Here is a 23,461-nt window from a genome sequence, read left to right as displayed (position 1 = left end):
AAAAGAAATCCTTTTGAAATCGACGACTAACTAGAGGTATGAAGATTCCGCTTAGATTGCATGGCGAAAGTTCATATACCTTAGAGTCTACTTAATACTTTCTATTTATGACCAGACAAAAACGAAAAAAGGCCGCAAATGCGACCTTTTTTTTCTAGCAACTAAGATTATTTCTTAGAAGATAGAGCACCGAAACGCTTGTTGAAGCGATCTACACGGCCGCCAGTATCAACGATACGTTGCTTACCAGTGTAGAATGGGTGACATTTGTCACACACGTCAAGGTGGATAGAATCTTTACCTAGAGTTGTATTGAACTCAAAAGTGTTGCCGCAAGAGCAAGTTGCTGTTACAGCTTTGTATTCAGGATGGATACCTGTTTTCATGGGAAAACCTCATATATAGGCCGCATCGCCATCTAGTTCTATGCTAGACACCACACGTAGTTTTAAATAGTGACACTGAGACTATCAGCATCTTCAAGGCGCAATATACTAATGAACCCTGCATCTATTATCAACCTGTTTGTGTTTTTTTTGGCCATTTTTGTTTGAAACACCCCTAATAGACGTGATTTTTGATAGGCTTCCTCTATACGCAAGCATCACATTTCAAGCTAGAGTACATAATGCGCCCAACCATAGCCAAAGTTGCCTTACCGGTCCCCTTAGATAGAGAGTTTGAATATCTCATTCCAGGACATCTATTTCCGGTTATAGGAGCAAGGGTTTGGGTACCATTTGGGCCCAAAAAACTACTGGGTATTGTTACCGGGCTATCCCATCAATCCGAATATGATGTCAACAAGCTCAAGCCATTGACGACACTGCTCGATCATGAGCCTTTATGGCCTGATACCCTATATAAACTCATTCTATGGGGTAGCCAGTTTTATCAAGCCCCAATCGGAGAGACATTTAATAACGTTATGCCCGGGGCTTTACGTAAAGGAAAGCCTGCATGCAAACAAGCAATACGTTGGTGGCAATTAACTGATAGTGGTAAAAACCAATTAATGCAAGGTTTTGGCCGAGCGATACAACAAGCCAAAATAATGCATGCTTTAGAGGCGGGTCCATTAACCCATCAACAATTATTAGAACTAGATGTCTCTCCTTCCGCTCTAAAAACACTCACCGAAAAAGGGTGGATTGTAGACAAAGAACAGATCAATACACCGCAAGAGTGGCCAAGCCAACTGGTTGATGAATCAGATAAACGTCAGCTTAATCATGAGCAAATGCTAGCTGTTGTCACCTTAAATCATGTAGAAGGTTATGAGTGCGCCCTTCTTGATGGTGTTACTGGTTCAGGTAAAACTGAGGTTTACTTACAGCTGATTGAAGCGGTTCTAGAAAAAGGAAAGCAGGCATTAGTATTAGTACCAGAGATAGGCTTAACCCCTCAAACCATCAACCGTTTTAAGCGACGCTTCAAGGTCAATGTTACTACCATCCACTCCGGGCTCAACGAAACAGAGCGCTTGAATGCTTGGCTAGAAACCAAGTCTGGGGAATGCGGTATATTAATTGGTACACGTTCAGCCTTAATGACCCCGTTCGCCGACCTCGGGATTATCATTGTAGACGAAGAACACGACACCTCTTATAAGCAACAAGATAGCTGGCGATACCATGCAAGAGACATGGCGATCCTTAGAGCTCATCATGAGCAAGTTCCTGTAGTACTCGGCTCCGCTACCCCTTCTTTAGAAACACTGGCCAATGCCCAATCCGGTAAATACTTACATTTAGAATTGACGCATCGAGCAGGAGGAGCACAGCCGACTCGTAATTTCGCTATTGATGTAAAAGGGCTGCATTTAGAAAGTGGCTTGAGCGCACCTTTGCTTGCAAAGATGCGTCAACATTTAGAGCAGGGAAACCAAGTTCTGCTATTTCTTAATCGTCGTGGATTTTCTCCAGCAATGATGTGTCATGAATGTGGGTGGATTGCAGACTGCATTAGGTGTGATGCTTATTACACCTATCATAAGGGAAGCGGTGAGATGCGCTGCCATCACTGCGGCTCACAGCGCCCAGTGATTCACCAATGCCAAAATTGCGGCTCAACTCAATTGGTGACAGTTGGGGTTGGAACAGAGCAGCTAGAGGCTCACCTTCAGACACTATTTCCAGAATATAAAACCCTGCGCATTGATCGAGACAACACTCGAAAAAAAGGCAGCCTTGACTCAGCATTGGAGGCGGTGCGAAAACAGGAGTACCAGATCCTTATCGGCACCCAAATGCTGGCCAAAGGACACCACTTCCCGAATGTCACCCTAGTGGCGCTTCTCGATGTAGATTCGTCTTTATATAGTAGTGACTTTAGGGCTTCGGAAAAGCTGGCGCAGCTGTTTATTCAAGTTGCTGGCCGCGCTGGACGAGCCAGCAAACCCGGCCAGGTCATACTGCAAACCCATCACCCTGAGCATTCGTTGTTACAAGCTTTAATTCACAAAGGGTATGCCGAATTTGCCAGCACTGCGATGCAAGAAAGAAAGCTCGCCCAACTTCCACCCTATACAAGCTTGACTCTATTTCGAGCAGAATCGAACTCTTTCGCACTTTGTGAGGAGTTCTTGAGGCAAGTACGAAGCACTTTAGAAGCTCACCCTTTGTTTGATAACAGCTGCTGGGTTATGGGGCCATCTCCAGCCCCAATGGCAAAACGAGCGGGTAAATCACGATGGCAACTGATACTGCAGTGCCAACTGCGCTCAACTATGCAAAGGCTTCTTTCTAGCTCAAAAGCGGCGATTGAATTATTGCCTAATGCTAAAAAAGTCCGCTGGAGTATTGATGTGGACCCACAAGATTTGAGTTGAGTAACGCAGAAAATAGATAGGTGCTGTGTTATTCGAGATCAGAGTTGCGAGATAACTCACAACTCAACATATGTATATCATACTGCCTCCCAAAACTATCTAACAACAATCAATTACACTGATCTTACCCCGTATAATATGCGCGGTTAAAAGGTTGAGGCAGAGTAAACAAAGGAATAGGTGATTTATGGCGACCATGAAGGATGTTGCTGAATTAGCGGGAGTTTCAACGGCAACAGTGTCTAGGGCTCTCATGAATCCAGAAAAAGTATCTTCTGCAACTAGACAAAAAGTTGAAGATGCAGTTATTCAATCGGGGTATTGTACCAGTAATCTGCTGAGGGGAATGAAGCGCAATGAGTCCAAAACCTTAGTTGTTATTGTACCTGACCTTAGTGACCCCTACTTTTCAGAGATATTACGTGGCATAGAGCATGCTGCATCTAAACAAGGCTATCTAGTTTTACACGGTGATAGCCAGCAGCAAAAGTGTCGCGATAACTCTTTAATACACCTTAACTATTCAAAGCAAGCTGATGGTTTAATTCTACTCGGAACCGATCTCCCTATTGATGCTAGAAAATCTGAACAAAAAAATCTCCCCCCTATGGTTATGGCTTGTGAGTATGCGCCAGAGTTAGAATTACCAACTATCCATATTGATAATTTAACAGCATCATATGAAGCGGTGAACTATTTAGCCCATCTAGGACATCGACATATTGCAGAAATTACAGGACCGCCGACCTCAACACTATCAAGTTTACGTAGCCAAGGTTTTCGGCAGGCACTGAGAAGAGCAGGCTTACCCTACGACTCATCTAAATCAATACAAGCCGACTTTAGCTTTGAAGCCGGTGTTGTCGCGATGCGTAAATTATCTAGCTCCCCTTCGCGCCCCACCGCGGTATTTTGTCACAACGATATCATTGCAATTGGGGTAATACATGAAGCAAAAAATATGGGATTACGAGTCCCCGAAGACCTCTCTATCATAGGTTTCGACAATATTTCTTTTTCCGAATACTGTGATCCCCCTTTAACCACAGTTGCCCAGCCACGTTTTGAAATTGGTTATCAAGCGGCACAGGTACTTTTAAACCAATTGAGAGGTGATAAAGTTCATATTGGCTCTCGTTTGCTCGATACTGAGTTAATATTGCGTAAAAGTACTAAACCACCGTGTCGCTAATATTGTTATCACTAGCCATTGTGCTTTAAAATAGCGGTATTATTCAGTTTAAAGAATCAATGGCGTGGCAAGAAAAGATTATGTAAAGGGTGGACGAGCTCCGAAAAAACGCTCCAAAAAGTCCGCACCTGCAAAAAAACCGTGGAAAGCTATTATCTTGGCTCTAATTCTAGTATTGGGCCTTGCTTATCTTTTATTTTCCTTAAGCCAAGACCCTGAGCCGCCAAAACAAGAGATCAGCACACCTATCTCTAAAGCACCTTCTCAAGACGACGAAGTTTTACCTCCGCCTCCTAAAGAAGAATGGGATTATGTGAAAACCCTTCCCGAGCGAGAAGTAAAGGTAGTCCCTAAAAAAGAGAAACTATCCGCAATCCCATATGTAATGCAATGTGGCGCTTATAAAAGCCGCGCTCAAGCGGAAGAAAGAAAGATGGATATCGCATTCCAAGGGCTTTCTAGTGAAATCCGTCAACGTAAAGGTAGCAGTTGGTATCGCGTAACTCTTGGTCCTTATGCTCGTAAGCGTCAAGCTGAAAAAGAAAAGCACAAACTACAGCGGGCGAAAATTGAGCCATGCCTAATCTGGAAAGATACTGGCCAATAAAATTCTCACCTTTTACTTAAGCCCCTCCAATTCATGAGGGGCTTTGAGTATGACCTAAGCCTTGAATTCCTCAGTAAACATCCCCATTCAATTGGTATCTCACTGGTGAAATTAAGGAAACCTCGTGACTACCATAATATCCGTACGCAGAAATAATAAAGTTGTCATAGCTGGTGATGGTCAAGTATCTCTTGGCAATACCGTAATGAAAGGCAACGCTCAAAAAGTACGTCGCCTATACAATGGCAAGGTACTAGCCGGATTTGCTGGCGGTACTGCTGACGCCTTCACCCTATTTGAGCGCTTTGAAAGCAAGCTACAAATGCATCAAGGCCACCTTACCCGAGCAGCAGTTGAACTTGCTAAAGACTGGCGTAGCGATAAAGCACTGCGCCGCCTAGAGGCCCTGCTAGCCGTTGCCGATGAAACCGCGTCATTAATTATCACTGGTAATGGTGATGTTGTTCAGCCTGAGAATGACTTAATTGCTATCGGTTCTGGCGGTAATTTTGCTCAATCTGCCGCTACCGCCCTACTAGAAAATACAGATTTAGACGCACGCGATATTGCAGAGAAATCTCTAAATATTGCGGGTGATATTTGTGTATTCACCAATCATCATCACACCATCGATGAACTTGAATACTAATAAAGGAATCTAGCATGTCTGAAATGACTCCTCGTGAAATTGTTCATGAACTGAACCGCCATATTATTGGCCAAGAAAACGCAAAACGCTCTGTAGCAATCGCCCTAAGAAACCGTTGGCGCCGTATGCAGCTTGAAGAAAGCCTACGCGTTGAAGTTACCCCAAAAAACATCCTAATGATTGGACCTACAGGTGTAGGTAAAACTGAGATTGCTCGCCGCTTAGCTAAGCTCGCAAATGCGCCGTTTATTAAGGTAGAAGCAACCAAGTTCACTGAGGTGGGATACGTAGGTAAAGAAGTTGAAACCATCATTCGTGACCTCACGGATGTAGCCGTAAAACTGACTCACCAACAAGCAACTGAAAAGGTGAAATTTCGCGCTGAAGAACAGGCCGAAGAACGCATTTTAGATGCTCTTCTTCCACCGGCTCGTGATGCTTGGGGTCAGAATGAGCAAAACGAAGACTCATCAAATACTCGTCAGATATTCCGTAAGAAGTTACGTGAAGGCAAATTAGATGACAAAGAGATAGATATTGAGATTGCCGCGCCACAAATGGGTGTTGAGATAATGGCGCCTCCAGGCATGGAAGAGATGACCAATCAACTGCAAGGTATGTTCCAAAACCTTTCAGGAAACACCACGAAGTCTCGTAAACTCAAGATCAAAGATGCCCTAAAATCTTTAATCGAAGAAGAAGCGGCTAAGCTGGTCAATCAAGAAGAACTCAAAGAAAATGCCATCTACAACGTAGAAAACAACGGCATCGTATTTATCGATGAGATAGACAAGATCTGTAAGCGAGGCGAAAGCTCAGGTCCTGACGTATCTCGTGAAGGCGTTCAGCGCGACCTACTACCTCTTATCGAAGGTAGTACAGTTTCAACCAAGCATGGCATGGTAAAAACTGACCACATACTGTTTATCGCTTCAGGTGCATTCCAGGTGGCTAAGCCTTCTGATCTTATTCCTGAACTACAAGGTCGACTTCCGATCCGTGTTGAGCTTGAGGCACTATCTAGTCATGACTTTGAGCGCATTCTCACCGAGCCTCGCGCCTCTCTTTCTGAGCAGTACATTGCCCTTTTAAAAACCGAAGATGTCGATGTTGAGTTTACCAAAGATGGTATCACCCGAATTGCAGAAGCTGCATGGCAGGTCAACGAAACTACCGAGAATATTGGTGCTCGTCGTCTACATACTGTAATGGAACGCTTGATGGATGAGATCTCATTTGATGCAACCGAGCAGTCTGGTAGTAAAGTCGTTATCAATGCTGATTATGTTGAAGGTAAGTTAGGTAAGCTAGTGGAAGATGAAGACCTAAGCCGCTTCATACTTTAAGTTTGCCCTTTAGACAAAAATGCCCAGCTAATAAGCTGGGCATTTTTATACATATGATTTAGTCACTACCAAACAAGTCTCGCGTGTATACCTTGTCAGCTACATCACGGATTTCATCAACCATACGGTTAGATACAATGACATCAGACACTTTCTTAAACTCATCAAGGTCACGGATATTCTTCGAGTGGAAGAAATGCTCCTCTTCGAGTACCGGTTCATAAATCACCACCTCGATTCCCTTGGCCTTTAGGCGCTTCATAATGCCTTGAATTGAAGAGGCGCGGAAGTTATCAGAACCAGATTTCATGATAAGGCGATAGATACCTACCACCTTAGGTTGGCGCTTCAAGATAGAATCCGCAATGAAGTCCTTACGGGTACGGTTTGCATCTACAATCGCACCTATGATGTTATTAGGTACATCTTGGTAGTTAGCTAATAATTGCTTAGTATCTTTAGGTAAGCAATAACCACCGTAACCAAAAGATGGATTGTTATAATGGCTACCAATACGAGGGTCTAAACCAACCCCTTCGATGATCTGACGAGCATCTAAGTTTTGTGCCTCAGCATAAGAGTCAAGCTCATTAAAATAAGAGACACGCAATGCTAAGTAGGTGTTTGAAAACAGCTTAACTGCTTCAGCCTCAGTAGAGTCGGTAAACAGAACATCTATATTTTGTTTTTCAGCCCCTTCTACCAGCAATGCGGCGAAGCGTTCTGCGCGCTCACTGCGCTCTCCCACAATAATTCGAGAAGGATTGAGGTTATCAAACAAAGCTCGACCTTCACGTAAGAACTCCGGAGAAAAGATAATATTCTCTGTACCCAGCTCTTGCTTCACTCGTGCGGTATACCCTACAGGAACGGTAGACTTAATTATCATTACTGCATCAGGGTTGATTGCCATTACATCTTTGATAACCGCCTCGACCGATGAGGTATTGAAGTAATTGGTCTGCGGGTCATAGTCAGTAGGCGTTGCAATAACAACAAACTCTGCATCTTTATACGCTAACCCTTTATCTAGGGTTGCGACAAAAAAAAGGTCTTTACGCGTAAGAAACTGCTCAATCTCAACATCCGCAATTGGAGATTGTTGATTATTTAGCATCTCCACCTTTTGTGGAATGATATCTACCGCGGTAACATCGTGGTTTTGAGCCAATAACATGGCATTAGATAGGCCCACATAACCTGTTCCTGCAATTGCAATTTTCATTATTTTATTCTTCTATTTCTCTGCGGCCAAAGGCGAATCGCACTAATACGATACCCACACCTAACATTCCACCAAATAATGCACCGAGCACGGCAATAAGAGCGCGCTTAGGTTTATCTCTGGAGATAGGCTTAGCCACATCTTCTAAGTAACGGAAGGTATCAAACGATATCTTTCTATCTATTTTTAGGGTTTCGAGCATCTTCAACTTAGCATTGATTTGCTGCAGTCGCGGCTCAATAACACTTAGGTTCTTAACCGATTGCAGTGCATTGATTTTCGCTTGTAGTCCTTTAGCGCCTAAGTCGATGGCAAATAGGTCATCATTTTGAGAGGTGCGTATTGGAGCATTCACTTGTGCTGCCTTAGCAATATCAAGAGACAACTGCGCGCGCTCTTGCTCAACCGCGAGGCGATTCTTAGCCTGGGTCTCAAGAATCAATTTCTGCTGCGTCAGCTCATTACGTTTCGCCTCAACCTTTGCTTGAAGGTTATCTAGGGCATCATCATAAACTCTTTTTTCAACCAATTTAATGTATTCGTTGAGTAAGTTAAAACTTCCCTCTTTAGTGGTCGCTTGCAGGCTAATGGTATAGCTAGACTTATCGCCTTTTTCTATCGGGGTTGCAGTAATTTTTTCAAACCAATCTGCATATAAGCGGCGCTCGGCATCTTCAAGCTCCTCATCAGACGTTTCAGCAAATAGCTGTTGTTGGAATGTTTTAAACTCAGCACTGTTATCCAAAAAATCACGCTTACTATTCGCTGAATTAAATGCACGAATATAGCGTTCAAACACTACTTTAGGGTCAATTAGATTATCCAATGACTTACTAACTAGGATACTGCCATCATCTTGATATACATCGAAGACAGGCTGAAATTGTCTAACCTGCAATTGGTAAGATTGAATATCTTTTGATTGAGGCTCAGTAATTTTAGCGTTCGAAGACCACCACTGCTGAGCAGTCAAAGCGTAAGCAATCGCGATAGCTGCAAATATAAAGGTAGTGAACACTATCAGCCACTTGCCCTTCCATAGAGCTACGAATAGCTCTCGCAGATCAATTTCATCATCGGCGTCATAGTATCCATTCATTGCCAAATCAGGCTGGCCAGTTGTCAAGTTAGTCTGTTTTTTCACTAGGTATCCCAATAGTAAAGAATTCACTGATATCTAGCTCAAAGTCTATCACAGACCTTTATAAATAGAGAAATATCTAAGTCGCTGTTAACACTTTGATGTGGTTGCTATAATCGACCAATCGCAATGTATTATTAAGGATAACCATGATTATTGTAACTGGCGGCGCTGGCATGATAGGCAGTAATATAATTAAAGCGCTCAATGATAAGGGTATCAACGACATCTTGGTCGTCGACAATCTAAAAAATGGCCGAAAGTTTGCAAACTTGGTTGACCTCAACATCGCTGACTATATGGATAAAGAAGACTTCTTAGTCCAAATTATGTCTGGTGAAAACTTTGGTCCAATCGATGCTATCTTCCATGAGGGTGCTTGCTCAGCAACCACTGAGTGGGATGGTAAGTATATGATGCATAACAACTATGAATACTCCAAAGAGCTACTTCATTACTGTTTAGAGCGTGAGATCCCTTTCCTATATGCATCTTCTGCCGCAACCTATGGTGAAACCGATACCTTTATCGAAGAAAAACCATATGAAGGTGCTTTAAATGTTTATGGATACTCTAAGCAGCAATTCGATAACTATGTACGCGCGGTGTTTCAAGATGCCGAAGCCCATGGTGAAAGCTTGTCTCAGGTTACCGGCTTTCGTTACTTTAACGTTTATGGTCCACGAGAACAGCATAAAGCATCAATGGCATCGGTTGCATTCCATCTAAACAATCAAATGAACGCTGGTGAAAACCCAAAACTATTTGCAGGCAGTGAACACTTCCGCCGTGATTTTGTATTTGTGGGCGACGTTGCAGCAGTAAATTTGTGGTTCTTAGAGCACGGTAATTCCGGCATATTTAACCTAGGCACAGGTAATGCTGAATCTTTTCAAGAAGTTGCGAAAGCCGTAATTAAGTACCATGCCAAAGGTGAAATCGAAACTATCCCATTCCCAGAACATCTAAAGGGTGCATATCAAGAGTACACTCAAGCTGACCTGACTAAGCTTCGAGCAACGGGATGCGATATTCAATTTAAGAGTGTAGCTGCAGGAGTTGCAGAATACATGGCCATCATTAATAGCTAAGCGACTAAAAATAGATATGTCATCAACACGAAACGACTTTGACCCCAAGGCATATAACCCCAAGTTTCAATGGGGCTTTTTAGCCCCTAAATATTGGGGAACTTGGCTAGGGATGCTGTTCTCGATACCGTTTAGTTTTCTTCCTATCCGCTGTCATCGCTATATTGCTAAGTTGGCAACCAACAAGGTAATGACGAAAACTCGCGGTCAAGCTCAACGGGCTAGAGTAAACCTGAAATACTGCTATCCCGACATGAAGCCAGAACAGCGCGAAAGCATAGTTGAAAAAACGCTAGTGACGGCGGCTACCTATTTAATGCGCTTTCCGCTATTAACCCTGCGCAGTAGACGCTGGCTTGAAAATAACACCGAGGTCTTTGGCCTAGAGCACTTTGAGCAAGCTAAACAGCGCGGAGAAAATGTCATATTTCTGGTCCCGCATACCTGGTCAGTTGACGTATTTGCAATGTTACTTGCATCTCAAGGCCACCCTATTTGCACTATGGTTAAGAGCCAAAAAAATCCATTAAGTGAATGGGCTATGTCCAAGCAAAGAAAGCAATATGGTGGACGATTATATGAGCGCTCAGGGGGCATCAAGCCTTTTATCAAAGCGATCAGAGATGGCTATACGGGGTATTTCTTACCAGATCAAGACCATGGCCCAAAACAGAGCCTGTTCGTTGATTTTTTTGCGACAACCAAGGCGACACTCCCAGTAATGGGATTTATATCCAAATCAGCCAAAGCCAAAGTACTACCTATTTGGGCATCTTTCGATAGTGATACCGGTAAATTTAGAGTGGATGTGTATCCCGCTTTAGAACCTTTTCCAACTGAAACACCAGAGCAAGATGCCCTAAGTATGAATCTCTTTATCGAGCAGATGTGCGTTGAGCGACCACACCAATATATGTGGAACCTAAAGTTACTACAGACTCAGCAAGATGGGACTTATATCTACAACGCAAAAATTGAAACGGAATCATAATGAAGAAAATCCTGATTATCGGGCCATCTTGGGTTGGCGATATGGTCATGAGCCAATCGCTTTATCGTGAGCTTAAACAGCAACACCCCGATAGCTCTATTGACGTTCTTGCCCCTGCATGGTGCAAACCTATCTTGTCTCGAATGGCTGAGGTGGACAACGCAATTGAGATGCCTCTAAGTCATGGGGATGTTAAGCTCGCCGAACGCTATAAAATTGGGAAATCATTACGTACTAAGGGCTACACTCATGCCTATGTGCTGCCTAATTCAGCTAAGTCCGCCCTGATTCCCTTCTTTGCCAAGATCCCTACACGCACCGGATGGACGGGAGAAAGTCGCTATGGCCTACTCAATGATATCCGCCCCAATAAGAAAGCATTCACCTTCATGGCTGAGCGCTATGTAGCGCTTGCACATCCTAAAGCAGAGATGCGTGACTCATCAAGCTTGGGGGGATTAACCAATATTCCTTGGCCAGTTTTGCAACTCGATAACACGCTTGTTCGCGCTACGGCGAATAAATTTAATCTAGGCTTAGAGCTACCAGTAGTTGGCTTATGCCCAGGTGCTGAATTTGGTCCGGCTAAGAAATGGCCCACAGCGCACTATGCTGAGCTAACTAAGCTACTGATAGATAATGGTTATCAGGTATGGCTATTCGGTTCACAAAAAGACGCCGAAACCACATCCGATATCATCTTACAGCAACCAGATACGCACCAAGATAAAATCGTTAGCCTTGCTGGCAAAACCTCATTAGAGGAAGCGGTGGATCTTCTATCCTTGTGCCAATATGTAGTGAGCAATGATTCAGGCTTAATGCATGTCGCTGCCGCAGTTGGATGCCATGTTATTGGTATCTACGGCTCAACATCACCAAGTTACACCCCGCCACTCACCGACCAAGTCGATATTATTAACACCGATATCGAATGCAGGCCATGCTTCAAACGAGAATGCCCATTAGGTCATTTACGGTGTCTTAAAGAGATATCTCCAACCTCTGTTTTGAGAAAAATTATTCATGCTTAATCTTGCTGTTTTTTCTAGTTTCTTTTCGTTTATTATCCCAGCTTTAATTTTGGTGTATGGCAAAAGCTACTCCTATACCATTATTCCATTTATGGTAGTTGGGTTAATCTGCTGCTATTGGTGTGATAAAAACAAATTTGATAAAGATGCCAAACTTATTGCTATCAGTTTTTTTGGTTACTTCGCTTGCACATTAATTTCATTAATCCTGCTTGGTGGTAGCTTTGGAAACCTAGATGCGCCAAGTCGAGCTATATTGATTCTGCCCGCACTATTACTTGTTTTAGCGGCAAAACCCAACCCAAAAGCACTAATTTGGGGAATCGTCATCGGTTCGGCTTTGGTTGGTTTAATCGCCCTTTATCATCACTTGGTATTACACGTTAGACCACTAAGCGTATGGCAGTTTATGGTTATTCAGGCTGGTGATATCGCTATGAGCATGGGACTTTTTGCGGTTGTAGTTGCTTTCCACCTAAAACGCTCACACGCACACTTTCTGGTTACAACTCTAGCCTTTATCGGCGGCGGACTAGGCATGCTTGCGAGCCTACTCTCTGGAGCTCGAGGTGGATGGGTATTAAGCCCATTTATTCTGTTATTCATCCTGTGGTGTTATAGGAAAGAAATTGGAATCAAGGCAAAGATCATATCAATACTCGGCTTAGTAATAGTGGGGTATTTCAGCTACCCTATGGTCGAAAAAAGGGTAGACATCGCGGTAAAAGAGGTGAGCAGCTATATCACTAGCAACACTTCTTACACCTCTGTTGGAACACGCTTCGACCTATGGAAATCCGGCGCATATGCATTTATAAAAAACCCTATTTTTGGCACCGGATACGAACAACGCGAACAAACTAAATTAAATGCTATTCAAGATGGCTGGGCAACAAAGGCTATTCTAAAGCATTCACGACTGCATAATAGCTACATTGAAGAGGCATCAGTCAAAGGTACTATCGGGATAATAGTATTGCTGTTTTTCTTTGGCGCGCCGCTATGGGTATTTGGTAAGGGCTACTTAGCCAATCAGAATATTTATGCATTACTTGGGGTTGTACACATCATCTCAACCATGGGCTATTGCCTAACCCAAAACTTTATTAACCATCATTCAGGCATGTTATTTTATATCGCGTTTATCGTGCTGTTTTATGCCTATAGCAAGCATTATTCTGAGGACAGAGTATGAATATCTTGGTTTGTAGCTCCTACAAAAATAGCTGGCATGCAGTAAGACCAGAGGCTGAGTTGTTCATAGAACTTGCAAAGCAAGGGCACAATATCACCGTTGCCACACAAGCTGATGCTGAATATGTTCAACGCTTTAAGGAGCATGGTATTAAGGTTGTTGATGCCTACCCGACAAAGAAAATATGCTTTGATACCATCAAGAAGCTAAAAAAAATAATCAAAGAGCAGCAGATTGATATCTGCTATGCCTTTAATTCGAAGACAATCCCCAATGCCGCCTTTGCCTCAATTGGTAGTAAAGTTAAGCTCATTGCATACAGAGGAACGACTGGAGGGCTATATCGACATGATATCTCTGCCTATCTGACTATCCTTCACCCTCGCGTTGATGGCGTAGTATGTGTTAGTGAAGCGGTAAGGCAAGATGTATTAAATCGAGTATGGAAGAATAAGCAAAACGTAGTGACTATCTATAAGGGGCATGACATCAACTGGTACGACCCTGAACCACTATCTAGACAAGAGTTCGCTATACCTGAGCAGGCAAAGATTGGTATCTGCGTAGCAAACTCTAGACCCTCTAAAGGAGTCCAGGTATTACTCGGCGCAGTAAAAGATATTGATGACCCGAACTTCCATTTAATTCTAGTCGGTGCCGGCATGGAAGAGTTACAACAATTAGCCGCACAGAGTTCAATGGCTAATCGTATTCACTTTCTAGGTTTTAGAAAAGACATCTCAAACCTAATGGCAATGTCAGACTTTCAGATTCAGCCCTCAATAAGTGGTGAAGGCTTACCTAAGACCATCATTGAAGCCATGGTTGTATCTAAACCATCAATTGTCACAACCACTGGCGGTTCAGCGGAATTAATTTCGACTGATATTAACGGCATTGTGGTTGATTCTGGCGACCAAAATGGCTTAAAAGGTGCCATCTTGAAGTTCATATCTAAAGAAGTTGACCTTACCGCTATGGGCACAAAGTCTAAACAAATTATGGAGAAAGAGTTTAGCTTGCAGAAAAGTGTGCAGGACCATTTAGAATATTTTTCTAAATTACTAAGTTAACTTTATTAAACATCCTTACTCAACCTAACTAATATTAAATTGAGCGAACATGAACAGTATAAAAGACAACACAATCCATGCTATATGGTTGGGTAAAAAAATGACGCCTTTAAGCTTTATATGTATTAATGACTGGAAAAAACAAGGTTATACAGTAAATTTATGGTTGGAAGATAACACTGAAATAATAGCGTGGATCAATGGATGTGAATTTGCTCGTAAATGTTATGACAAAAAACTATACGCATTTGTTACAGATTATCTAAGACTGAAAATATTGCAGAAATATGGTGGATTATATTTAGATACTGATGTAACCATTGAAGTTTCACCTTTCTATTTATTTGAAGGATTAGACTTTGCTGTTGGGTATGAAAATGACAAGGGCACTGTTGGTACAGCTATGATCTACTCAAATAAAAACTCTATTGAAATAAGCAAATTAGTTGATTTTTATGAACATGACATAATGAAGTCAGAGTTATATCTCGGCCCAGAAATAATGACCCATATGTTAGATAAAAACACAAGAATGGATAAGGTAAAATTATTTAACATCGAGTACTTTTATTCTTACCAAGGTGAAAAATTACACTTTGAAAAGCCTAAAAACGCCCACCTAATTCATTGGTTTCAACATAGCTGGAGTAAGTCGAGCCACAAATCCTTCTTGAAAAGCAAGCATAAGAATATTTTTGGTAAAATTTATGAGTGGCAAAAAAACATCTTACGATTTAAAAAATAATTAATCTAAGAAGTATGCCATGACCTTTTTCGTTTAAAAAGCTCATATGTTCTATATATTTCTTTACTGATTCTAATTAAAGTTGAACGATTTGATTTATCTTTACGTTGTCCTATTTCTGAAACTACATTTTCTCTATAACATGGTTCAGGTAAAGACGAATACACTTGAATCCCATGTAACCATGGTTTCTCTAAATAATTATCTACTGGATCAATGAATTCAGTCGCACCTTGAATAAATGCTCTCGCAGCCTTTACAGTAATAATATATCCAGTAGTGCCTGCTGTTTCTTGATTATTATAACCAAAAAGCAAACTCTCATTTATTCTCTCAATTTCATGGAAAATTGGTGGCGCACTATGATTTGGGATCGATGATAACTTCAAATAATCGTATATATCAGTTCTTTTATATAAAGATTTTATATACTCATCTCCACCTTCAACTAAACCAATATTATCTTCTAGAATGACTATAGGCTGACCTATTTCTATGCATCTCTCCCACAAAGCATAGTGACTAGCAAAACAAGCTACTTCAGTAGCTTTTAATACAAAGCCCTTCCTAAAATAGGTTTTCATTGGATTTGATTTATCATAAAGATGAAATTTAGGATCATTGATAGAAATCGCATCAAAAAACTCATACTCTAAACTAGTTGAGTTCAGAAGATTAACCACCCGCTCTCTTCTAGGGGAATTTTTTAATGAAATAACAAACGTTTTCATCACAGTTGTCTCACCAAACATCATCAGTAGCTTTTCCAACCATACAATATATCACACAACAATAAGCATACGATATACCTTCAATAAACTTTCATCTGAAAGCATCACTTGAAACCATATGACACACCTATTCTACTTGATTTTGTCGCACAATCTTTCAAACTACACCTAAAGCCTACTCTATATAGATCAATAGTTTGATTAGAATTCTATACAGCCTACTTCTGTTGTTGCTCTCGCCAGTACTGCTCTTTACTTTGCTCCGAACCAAGCAAGGTAAGCCAGCGGTCGGTGCTCGATGGAGCGAATATTTTGGCATCACTCCTCGATTAAATGAACAAAAGCCTATTTGGATACATACCGTTTCTGTAGGTGAGACGATAGCTGCCACACCCTTTATTAAGGCGCTAAAGCAAGCTCACCCTGACCAGCCTATTCTGATCACTACCACCACTACCACAGGTGCAGAGCAAGCAGAAAAGCTAGGTTCATTGGTGACGCATAGATACATGCCGATAGATTTTAGTTGGTGTGTGAGATTATTTCTAAGATCAATACAGCCACGCTGCTTGATTATCATGGAAACTGAGTTATGGCCTAACACCCTGCATTGCGTTGCCAATACAAATATCCCAATTATTGTCCTAAATGCTAGATTATCTGAGCGATCCTACGCTCGCTATAACAAGGTGTTACCTATATTCAAATCTATAAGCCAGAATATAAGTCACTTTATCTGCCAACACCAAGATGATGCGATACGCTTTATACAGCTGGGCGTGGCCAAAGATCGCGTTTCAATCTCTGGCTCACTCAAATTTGATATTGATATTGCCCCAGATATAACAAAGCGAGCAGTCTCCCTTCGTGAATCTCTTGGGAAGCATAGGCCAGTATGGATAGCCGCTAGCACACATGCAGGAGAGGACGAACAACTATTAGACGCTCATCGCTTGTTATTAGAACATATTCCCGATGCACTTATGATAATCGTTCCACGTCACCCGGAGCGCTTTGAGCAAGTGATGTCGCTTAGCCAACAGAGTGGATTTAATACCGTATCTAGAACCAGCCAGCTGAAAATCACTTCCGATACTCAAGTTTACCTTGCGGATACGATGGGTGAGATGTTGTTGCTAATTGGTAGCGCTGACATCTGTTTTATGGCAGGAAGTCTTATTGGTGATAAGGTTGGAGGTCACAATCCACTTGAGCCAGCCGCTTTAAGCAAACCAATATTAAATGGCTCTAGCTACTTTAATTTTAGTGATATCACTCATCAATTGCAGGGTAATGATGCAGTGACAATTTGTGACTCTAGCCAGCAAATTGCCATACAATTACGCCACCTTATAAGTAACCCGAATCAGAGCACTCAGATGGGGTTACGCGCATTAGAGGTGGTAAAGCACAATCAAGGAGCAGTACAAAAAAGCGTACAAGCCGTATCTGAATTTATTGATTAGCGCTTTGATATCCTTTAATTAAGGCATCCCAATCATCACTTTGCCAATGAATACTAAAGCGCTCAACTTCTTTCAAAAATGAGCGCTTGAGTCTAGCTAAATTAGATTGTTTCCAATCTTCTCCTGACTGCTCATAGCATTTATCAAAATCAATAATCCAAGCTACTTGGTCATCATCCAGTAAAATATTATGAATATTAAGGTCGGTATGGTTCACTTGGGCTCGATGGAGCTTAGCAATCTGTTGCCCGATAGCGATATAGACTTGCTCACTCAACGGACCTTGTTGCAGTATCCCAACCAAATCTTTTGCTCGCGGTATACGTTCACTTAACAGATCTGCTTTATAAAATAACCCTGATTTTATTACCCGTGCAGCTATCGGTCTTGGCACATTTACATTCGCTTGTCGAAGCTTCTGCAGTAGCACAAACTCTTGATAACTACGGCTTTTATCCCACCCTTTAAACCAATAGCTATCCTTAATCAATTTTCCGAATAGGCCACCACGCCGGTAATGACGTAGCGCTCCTTGCAAGCCATCAAGCTGTACAAACCAGGTCGTCCCTCGCCCTTGTGCAGTTCCAATAACTTTATCGTGCACATACCAATATGTCGCTTCACAGCTAAGTTCAGTAGGCGCACTGAGTAAATCCTTATCAAACCAAATCATCTCATTTGGCAGTTGCACAGTATCCACGGGTAAACCTCGAAATAAATCAATTACTTCCTTATTTTACAATTAACCTCAGCAACTGCATAATTTATCCATCAAACAAAAATGAGCTTCCTATGCCGCTATTTAATTCAGCCCCTAAATCTCTTTGTATACTGAGATTATCCGCCATTGGAGATGTCTGCCATGCCATTAGTGTTGTACAAGCTATTCAAGCACACTGGCCTAAAACCGAGATCACCTGGGTCTGCGGAAAAATAGAGGCACAATTGATAAGTGACTTACCTAACATCCGTGTTGTCGTATTCGACAAAAAGCTCGGATTTAAGGGAATGAGGAATGTATGGAAACAACTTTCTTCAACCCGGTTTGATGCCCTACTGCATATGCAAGCCGCGCTAAGAGCAAGTGCTCTATCCTTTGGCATTAAAGCCAAGTATAAGGTGGGCTTTGGTAAAAACCGCACTAAAGAGGGGCAGTGGTTGTTTACCAACAAACACTTACCTAAATCAGATAGCTTCCACGTACTGGATAACTTTGCTGATTTTGCTCGCTTTATCGGTGTACCATTTAACATTCCTAAATGGAATATTCCATTAAGTGAAGAAGATCAAAATTTTGCAGCCTCGGTTATTCCAGATAAAACAATCATTATTAGTCCAGCTGCAAGCAAAGATGAAAGAAATTGGATTCCAGAAAGATATGCTAAAATAGCTGATTATGTAGTGAGTAAAGGTTGGAATGTTGCACTATGTGGCTCACCTAGTGAAAGAGAGCAGCATTTAGGGCAACAAATTATAGATAGCGCTAAAGTACCAATCATAAACCTAATTGGGAAAACTAACTTAAAACAGCTTGTCGCCATAATCCAACACTCGCAAGGCGTCTTAGCTCCCGACTCAGGACCAGCGCACATTGCAACCACTCAAAGCACCCCAGTTATTGGGCTCTATGCTCATAGTAACCCATTACGCACTGGACCCTATGTAGATCAGGATTTAGTTGTAAGCACTTATGAGATACACATAAAAAACCAAAATAAGGCGAAGCTTTGGGGAACTAGAGCAAAAGGAAGTGATTTAATGAGATCTATAACTATAGACTCCGTAAGTGAAAAAATTGATATTTTAATTAAAAACAATAAGTTAAGTGATAATAAGCATGGATAAAAAACCCAGCATTGGTGTGTTAATAATAGTTAAAAATGCAGAAGCTCATTTAGAAAAAACTTTATCTTCAGTATCTGGCTGGGTTGATGAAATCATTATCCTAGATTCAGGTAGTGAAGATAACACACTGCAAATAGCCCAAAAATACACGTCAAAAATATACCATCAAGAATGGCTAGGTTTTGGCCTCCAAAGACAGAAGGCTCAAAGTTATATCGTAAGTGATTGGATTCTAGCACTAGACTCTGATGAAGAAGTAACAGAGCAATTAAAGACCTCAATCTTAAACGCAATTCAAAATGATGACGGAAAATCCATTTATCAAATTAATCGATTAACTAAAGCATTTGGGAAATTTATTCGTCACTCTGGATGGTATCCTGATAAAATCACAAGACTTTATCTAAATAAGTCCACTAAGTATAATAACTCACTCGTTCATGAGTCAGTAGTAATTCCTGATGGATACTCAACTAAATTACTTGATGGTGACTTACTACATTACACGATTGATACAATCCCTAATTATGTGAATAAAACTCAACATTATATGAAAGCTTGGGTTGATCAGAGAGAAGGGAAGAAAAAGTCTACGTTATTCGGTGCCATTATACATGGTATAGCAAGGTTCATAAAAATGTACATTCTAAAAAAAGGTTTTTTAGATGGTCGCCATGGCTTATTGCTAGCCTTACTTAGCGCTAATACAACATTCACTCGCTATGCTGATCTATGGTTAAGAGAGCATAATAAAAAAGAGCAATAAACAATGACAGCACCGCACAAAGAGCCTGAATTTATCAAGAAAAACATTTGTTTTGTAAATACTTCAAAGAATTGGGGAGGTGGTGAAAAATGGCATTTTGTAGCCGCTACGATCTGTGCAGAGGATGCTAACTGTACAGTAATAACACACCCTAACAGCTCTTTAGAGAACAAACTTAAAACTAAGAATAATATTTCAATTTTTAACACTAAAATTAGCAATGCTAGTTTTTTGAACCCACTTACTATTTTTAAACTATATAGACACTTTAAAAAGAATAACTATCAAAGTGTTATTTTAAATCTTCCTGCAGATGCAAAGTGTGCTGGATTAGCCGCAAAACTAGCTAAAGTCCCTAAAATAATATATAGAAGGGGGATGCCGCATCCAATAAGAAACACCTTTCTAAATAGAATTGTTTTTGGAAAAATAATCACAGATGTGATTGTAAACTCTGATGAAATTGGTCGTTCTATAACAAAGAACAATCCAAGAATAATCAATAAGGATCAAATTCACACTATATATAATGGTGTAGAAATAGAAAGCTACTCCCCTAAAGATTACTCATTAGAAGAGCATAAATCTAAAGTCATACTGGGTACTGCTGGTCGATGTGTTAACCAAAAAAATCAACTAATGCTCATGGACTTAGTAAAAGACCTAAAAGATAAAGGGTACAACATTGAGTTGTATATAGCTGGTACTGGTCCATTAGAGAGTAAAATTAAAGAAAAAATAATTACTTTAGGATTGGAGCAGCAAATAAAACTTCTTGGGTTTGTTGAAGATACCCCATCACTATTATCCACTTTAGATATCTATGTTTTTCCATCTCACTATGAAGGTTCAGCAAATGCTTTAGTGGAAGCGATGGCGACGGCAATCCCTAGTGTTACTTACAACGTAAGTAGTATGCCTGAAATGGTTAAACACAACCAAACAGGAAAGCTAGCAAACTATGAAGACCCTACCGACTTTTTAAATCAAGTAGAAGCTTTAATCAAAGACCGCGAATTAAGAGTCAAGCTCGGTCACAACGCACGCAAACTTGCCGAAAGTAAATTTAACAACAAAGTTATTTTCACTAAAATAAAACAGCATATAGGTGTAAATCGATAAATGAAAAACCACGTACTCTACCCTGGAACCTTCGATCCATTAACCAATGGGCACCTAGACATCATCACTCGTGCATCTAAGATGTTTGATAAATTAACCGTGTGTGTAGCAGCCAGCCCAAGTAAGAAAACCATGTTCTCATTAGAAGAGCGTGTAGAGATGCTAGAACTATCGGTTGCCCACTTAGGTAACGTCGAGGTTGAGGGTTTTTCTGGTCTACTGGTTGAATTTGCTAAGAATAAAAAAGCGAACCTCTTGGTACGCGGTCTTAGAACGACCATGGACTTTGAATATGAGTTTGGTTTAACCAGCATGTATCGCAAGCTACTTCCTGAGCTAGAAAGTATCTTCTTAACGCCTTCAGAAGAGTTTGCGTTTTTGTCTTCAACTATTGTACGCGAAGTGGCTATTCATGGTGGGGATGTGGAGGGATTTGTTCCCGCATCTGTCTTTAAACAAATCAAAAAAAAGGTTTAGCTTATTAGCCAAACCTTTCTCTTCTATAGCTTGTAATAAGCCCTGTACCAATCAGCAAAGGCTTTAACGCCTTCTTGCACACCTACCTGAGGCTTATAGCCTGTGGCCGCAAATAGGTCTTGAGTATCAGCGTAGGTTGCGTATACATCACCAGGTTGCATCGGCATAAAGTTTTTCTTAGCCTCAATGCCAAGCGCATCTTCCAATGACTCAATAAACGACATCAACTTCACCGGACTGCCATGCCCAATATTGTAAATTCGGTATGGTGCAGAGCTTGTTGCAGGTGAGCCTTGCTCAACCGTCCAATCCGGTGTTGGCTGCGGGATTACACCTTGGATACGGATAATGCCTTCAACGATATCATCGATATAGGTAAAATCACGCTGCATATCACCATTGTTATATACATCAATGGTATCGCCGTTGACTATGGCTTTAGTAAACTTAAATAACGCCATATCTGGGCGTCCCCATGGACCATATACGGTAAAAAAGCGTAAGCCAGTTGTTGGAATGCCATACAGATGCGAATAGCTATGTGCCATCATTTCATTGGACTTCTTCGTCGCGGCATACAGTGAAATAGGATGATCAACTGAATCAGAGGTATCAAACGGCATCTTCTGGTTCAAGCCATAAACTGAGCTAGATGAAGCGTATACTAGGTGCTTAACTTTATTATGACGACAGCCTTCTAGAATAGTTAAGTGCCCCACTAGATTGCTGTCAGCGTATGCTAATGGATTATCAATTGAATAACGCACCCCAGCTTGAGCGGCAAGGTGAATAACCACATCGAATTGTTCACCAGCAAAAAGCGTTGCTATCCCTTCACGATCCGCTAAATCTATCTGTCTGAATGAAAAGCTATCGTGTTCAATGCGCTTAAGACGGTCTTCTTTCAAAGATACCTGATAGTAATCATTCATATTGTCGATACCGACGACTTGATGACCCATATCTGTCAAGCGTTCAACTACTGCACTGCCAATAAAGCCAGCAGCCCCGGTCACTAAATATTTCATACTTCTTCCTTAGGTTGGCACATATCGCACCAAAACGTATTTCTTTGACCTATCATCTGCTGCTGAATTTGCGCGCCACAATCTGGGCATGCATCTCCAGCCTTACCGTATACCTGTAATTCTTGAGCAAAATAACCTGGCTTACCATCTGGTTGCTCAAAATCATTTAATGTTGTTCCACCCTGTAAAATAGCTCGATTTAGTACCAATTTTATCTGTAGAACTAATTCTTCCCAGTCAGGGTAACTCAATGAATTTGCAGGTCTTAATGGGTTAATTTTAGCATTAAACAGGGATTCATTAGCATAGATATTACCCACTCCAACCACAATTTTATTATCCATAATAAACTGCTTTACTGGGATTCGCCGCCTAGCGGCCAAAGGGGTTACATAATCAGCTGCAAAAATATCAGACAGCGGCTCAGGCCCAAGGTTATCTAAGATAGCTAGGCTTTCTCCTGCTGGAATCCACAACCAACACCCAAATCGACGCGGATCGTTATAACGCAATAACTTGCCATTCGAAAGAAGCAAATCTACATGGTCATGCTTACCATGCTCAATCCCTTGCTCTAAAACCCGCAATGAGCCCGACATACCAAGATGAATAACTATAGTTCCAGATTCAGTTTCGAGCAGCAGGTATTTTGCCCTGCGGGAAACCCCAACAATATGAACATCAGATAACGAACTAAGCTGTTTCGAGACTGGCCAACGCAGTTTGGGCTGCCTAACCACTATCTGTTGAATACGCTGGTTATTAATATGAGGGCTTATACCCAGACGAGAAACTTCTATTTCGGGTAGCTCAGGCATCAGGCGTCCTCAATAAAATATTAAATAGCATAAATTACAGGCATAAAAAAACCCAACTAAAAGTTGGGTTTTTATGTTCTGTTCTAAAG

Annotated in this window: 23 protein-coding genes; 16 read left to right on the top strand and 7 right to left on the bottom strand. The window is 41.3% G+C overall.

Features of this window, described 5'->3' with window-relative positions; translation table 11 throughout:
• Positions 1 to 167: 167 nt before the first annotated feature.
• The gene (gene rpmE / locus OCU28_RS00720; RefSeq protein ID WP_261816477.1) at positions 168 to 386 is read right to left on the bottom strand and encodes a 50S ribosomal protein L31; all 219 of its coding nucleotides are present in this window, start codon (positions 384 to 386) and stop codon (positions 168 to 170) included.
• Positions 387 to 628: 242 nt separating this feature from the next.
• Between rpmE and priA the strand changes: the two genes are divergently transcribed.
• From priA to hslU, 5 genes are all read left to right on the top strand, one after another.
• Positions 629 to 2,830, top strand: a complete 2,202-nt coding sequence (priA, locus tag OCU28_RS00715) for a primosomal protein N' (protein WP_261816476.1) — start codon at positions 629 to 631, stop codon at positions 2,828 to 2,830.
• 187 nt (positions 2,831 to 3,017) lie between these two features.
• Positions 3,018 to 4,022 carry a DNA-binding transcriptional regulator CytR gene (gene cytR, locus OCU28_RS00710; protein ID WP_261816475.1) on the top strand — a complete coding sequence of 335 codons (1,005 nt, stop codon included), beginning with the start codon at positions 3,018 to 3,020 and terminating at the stop codon, positions 4,020 to 4,022.
• Positions 4,023 to 4,086: 64 nt separating this feature from the next.
• Positions 4,087 to 4,629: an SPOR domain-containing protein gene (locus OCU28_RS00705; protein WP_261816474.1), complete on the top strand. Its 543-nt coding sequence runs from the start codon at positions 4,087 to 4,089 to the stop codon at positions 4,627 to 4,629.
• Positions 4,630 to 4,753: 124 nt separating this feature from the next.
• Positions 4,754 to 5,278 (top strand): ATP-dependent protease subunit HslV, encoded by a 525-nt coding sequence (gene hslV, locus OCU28_RS00700; RefSeq protein ID WP_261816473.1) that lies wholly within the window; start codon positions 4,754 to 4,756, stop codon positions 5,276 to 5,278.
• 14 nt (positions 5,279 to 5,292) lie between these two features.
• On the top strand, positions 5,293 to 6,624 hold the full coding sequence (gene hslU, locus OCU28_RS00695) for an HslU--HslV peptidase ATPase subunit (RefSeq protein WP_261816472.1): 1,332 nt from the start codon (positions 5,293 to 5,295) through the stop codon (positions 6,622 to 6,624).
• Between the two features lie 58 nt (positions 6,625 to 6,682).
• Here hslU and OCU28_RS00690 read toward each other — a convergent pair whose 3' ends face one another.
• Both OCU28_RS00690 and OCU28_RS00685 read right to left on the bottom strand, forming a co-directional pair.
• The gene (locus OCU28_RS00690) at positions 6,683 to 7,849 is read right to left on the bottom strand and encodes a nucleotide sugar dehydrogenase (protein WP_261816471.1); all 1,167 of its coding nucleotides are present in this window, start codon (positions 7,847 to 7,849) and stop codon (positions 6,683 to 6,685) included.
• 4 nt (positions 7,850 to 7,853) lie between these two features.
• The gene (locus tag OCU28_RS00685; RefSeq protein ID WP_315972397.1) at positions 7,854 to 8,993 is read right to left on the bottom strand and encodes an LPS O-antigen chain length determinant protein WzzB; all 1,140 of its coding nucleotides are present in this window, start codon (positions 8,991 to 8,993) and stop codon (positions 7,854 to 7,856) included.
• A gap of 146 nt (positions 8,994 to 9,139) precedes the next feature.
• Between OCU28_RS00685 and rfaD the strand changes: the two genes are divergently transcribed.
• Genes rfaD through OCU28_RS00655 form a run of 6 tightly spaced genes read left to right on the top strand, consistent with a single transcriptional unit; the run spans position 9,140 to position 15,119 of the window.
• A complete protein-coding gene (gene rfaD, locus OCU28_RS00680) occupies positions 9,140 to 10,081 on the top strand; it encodes an ADP-glyceromanno-heptose 6-epimerase (protein WP_261816470.1) in 942 nt (313 codons plus the stop codon).
• A gap of 16 nt (positions 10,082 to 10,097) precedes the next feature.
• Positions 10,098 to 11,072 carry a lauroyl-Kdo(2)-lipid IV(A) myristoyltransferase gene (gene lpxM, locus OCU28_RS00675; protein WP_261816469.1) on the top strand — a complete coding sequence of 325 codons (975 nt, stop codon included), beginning with the start codon at positions 10,098 to 10,100 and terminating at the stop codon, positions 11,070 to 11,072.
• Positions 11,072 to 12,106 carry a lipopolysaccharide heptosyltransferase II gene (waaF, locus tag OCU28_RS00670; RefSeq protein ID WP_261816468.1) on the top strand — a complete coding sequence of 345 codons (1,035 nt, stop codon included), beginning with the start codon at positions 11,072 to 11,074 and terminating at the stop codon, positions 12,104 to 12,106. The genes lpxM and waaF overlap by 1 nt, the downstream gene beginning before the upstream one ends.
• Positions 12,099 to 13,301, top strand: coding sequence for an O-antigen ligase family protein (locus OCU28_RS00665; RefSeq protein WP_261816467.1), 1,203 nt, complete (start codon positions 12,099 to 12,101; stop codon positions 13,299 to 13,301). Before waaF ends, OCU28_RS00665 begins: the two co-directional genes overlap by 8 nt.
• The gene (locus OCU28_RS00660; protein WP_261816466.1) at positions 13,298 to 14,374 is read left to right on the top strand and encodes a glycosyltransferase family 4 protein; all 1,077 of its coding nucleotides are present in this window, start codon (positions 13,298 to 13,300) and stop codon (positions 14,372 to 14,374) included. Before OCU28_RS00665 ends, OCU28_RS00660 begins: the two co-directional genes overlap by 4 nt.
• A gap of 49 nt (positions 14,375 to 14,423) precedes the next feature.
• The gene (locus OCU28_RS00655) at positions 14,424 to 15,119 is read left to right on the top strand and encodes a glycosyltransferase family 32 protein (RefSeq protein ID WP_261816465.1); all 696 of its coding nucleotides are present in this window, start codon (positions 14,424 to 14,426) and stop codon (positions 15,117 to 15,119) included.
• 5 nt (positions 15,120 to 15,124) lie between these two features.
• Here OCU28_RS00655 and OCU28_RS00650 read toward each other — a convergent pair whose 3' ends face one another.
• Positions 15,125 to 15,874 (bottom strand): glycosyltransferase family 25 protein, encoded by a 750-nt coding sequence (locus OCU28_RS00650; RefSeq protein WP_261816464.1) that lies wholly within the window; start codon positions 15,872 to 15,874, stop codon positions 15,125 to 15,127.
• Positions 15,875 to 16,038: 164 nt separating this feature from the next.
• On the opposite strand from OCU28_RS00650, the gene waaA reads away from it, so the two are divergent.
• A complete protein-coding gene (gene waaA, locus OCU28_RS00645) occupies positions 16,039 to 17,316 on the top strand; it encodes a lipid IV(A) 3-deoxy-D-manno-octulosonic acid transferase (protein WP_449356352.1) in 1,278 nt (425 codons plus the stop codon).
• Here waaA and OCU28_RS00640 read toward each other — a convergent pair.
• On the bottom strand, positions 17,306 to 17,989 hold the full coding sequence (locus OCU28_RS00640) for a 3-deoxy-D-manno-octulosonic acid kinase (RefSeq protein WP_261817399.1): 684 nt from the start codon (positions 17,987 to 17,989) through the stop codon (positions 17,306 to 17,308). The two genes, waaA and OCU28_RS00640, sit on opposite strands and share 11 nt — an antisense overlap.
• 119 nt (positions 17,990 to 18,108) lie before the next feature.
• On the opposite strand from OCU28_RS00640, the gene OCU28_RS00635 reads away from it, so the two are divergent.
• Genes OCU28_RS00635 through coaD form a run of 4 tightly spaced genes read left to right on the top strand, consistent with a single transcriptional unit; the run spans position 18,109 to position 21,526 of the window.
• Positions 18,109 to 19,161 (top strand): glycosyltransferase family 9 protein, encoded by a 1,053-nt coding sequence (locus OCU28_RS00635; protein ID WP_261816462.1) that lies wholly within the window; start codon positions 18,109 to 18,111, stop codon positions 19,159 to 19,161.
• Entirely contained in the window at positions 19,154 to 19,927 is a 774-nt protein-coding gene (locus OCU28_RS00630) for a glycosyltransferase family 2 protein (protein WP_261816461.1), read from the top strand. Before OCU28_RS00635 ends, OCU28_RS00630 begins: the two co-directional genes overlap by 8 nt.
• Positions 19,928 to 19,930: 3 nt before the next feature.
• Positions 19,931 to 21,049 carry a glycosyltransferase gene (locus OCU28_RS00625; protein ID WP_261816460.1) on the top strand — a complete coding sequence of 373 codons (1,119 nt, stop codon included), beginning with the start codon at positions 19,931 to 19,933 and terminating at the stop codon, positions 21,047 to 21,049.
• On the top strand, positions 21,050 to 21,526 hold the full coding sequence (coaD, locus tag OCU28_RS00620; protein WP_261816459.1) for a pantetheine-phosphate adenylyltransferase: 477 nt from the start codon (positions 21,050 to 21,052) through the stop codon (positions 21,524 to 21,526).
• A gap of 23 nt (positions 21,527 to 21,549) precedes the next feature.
• Here the strand turns inward: coaD and OCU28_RS00615 are convergent, their stop codons facing one another.
• Together OCU28_RS00615 and mutM are read right to left on the bottom strand one after the other, a co-directional pair.
• Entirely contained in the window at positions 21,550 to 22,554 is a 1,005-nt protein-coding gene (locus OCU28_RS00615) for an NAD-dependent epimerase (protein WP_261816458.1), read from the bottom strand.
• Complete coding sequence (gene mutM / locus OCU28_RS00610) at positions 22,551 to 23,372, bottom strand: bifunctional DNA-formamidopyrimidine glycosylase/DNA-(apurinic or apyrimidinic site) lyase (RefSeq protein WP_261816457.1); 822 nt, start codon at positions 23,370 to 23,372, stop codon at positions 22,551 to 22,553. The genes OCU28_RS00615 and mutM overlap by 4 nt, the downstream gene beginning before the upstream one ends.
• Between the last annotated feature and the right edge of the window lie 89 nt (positions 23,373 to 23,461).

This window comes from Vibrio gallicus (genome assembly GCF_024346875.1).
Lineage (GTDB): Bacteria > Pseudomonadota > Gammaproteobacteria > Enterobacterales > Vibrionaceae > Vibrio > Vibrio gallicus.
Note: the sequence above shows the minus strand (reverse complement) of the source record. Positions and strands in the feature narration are given on the sequence as shown.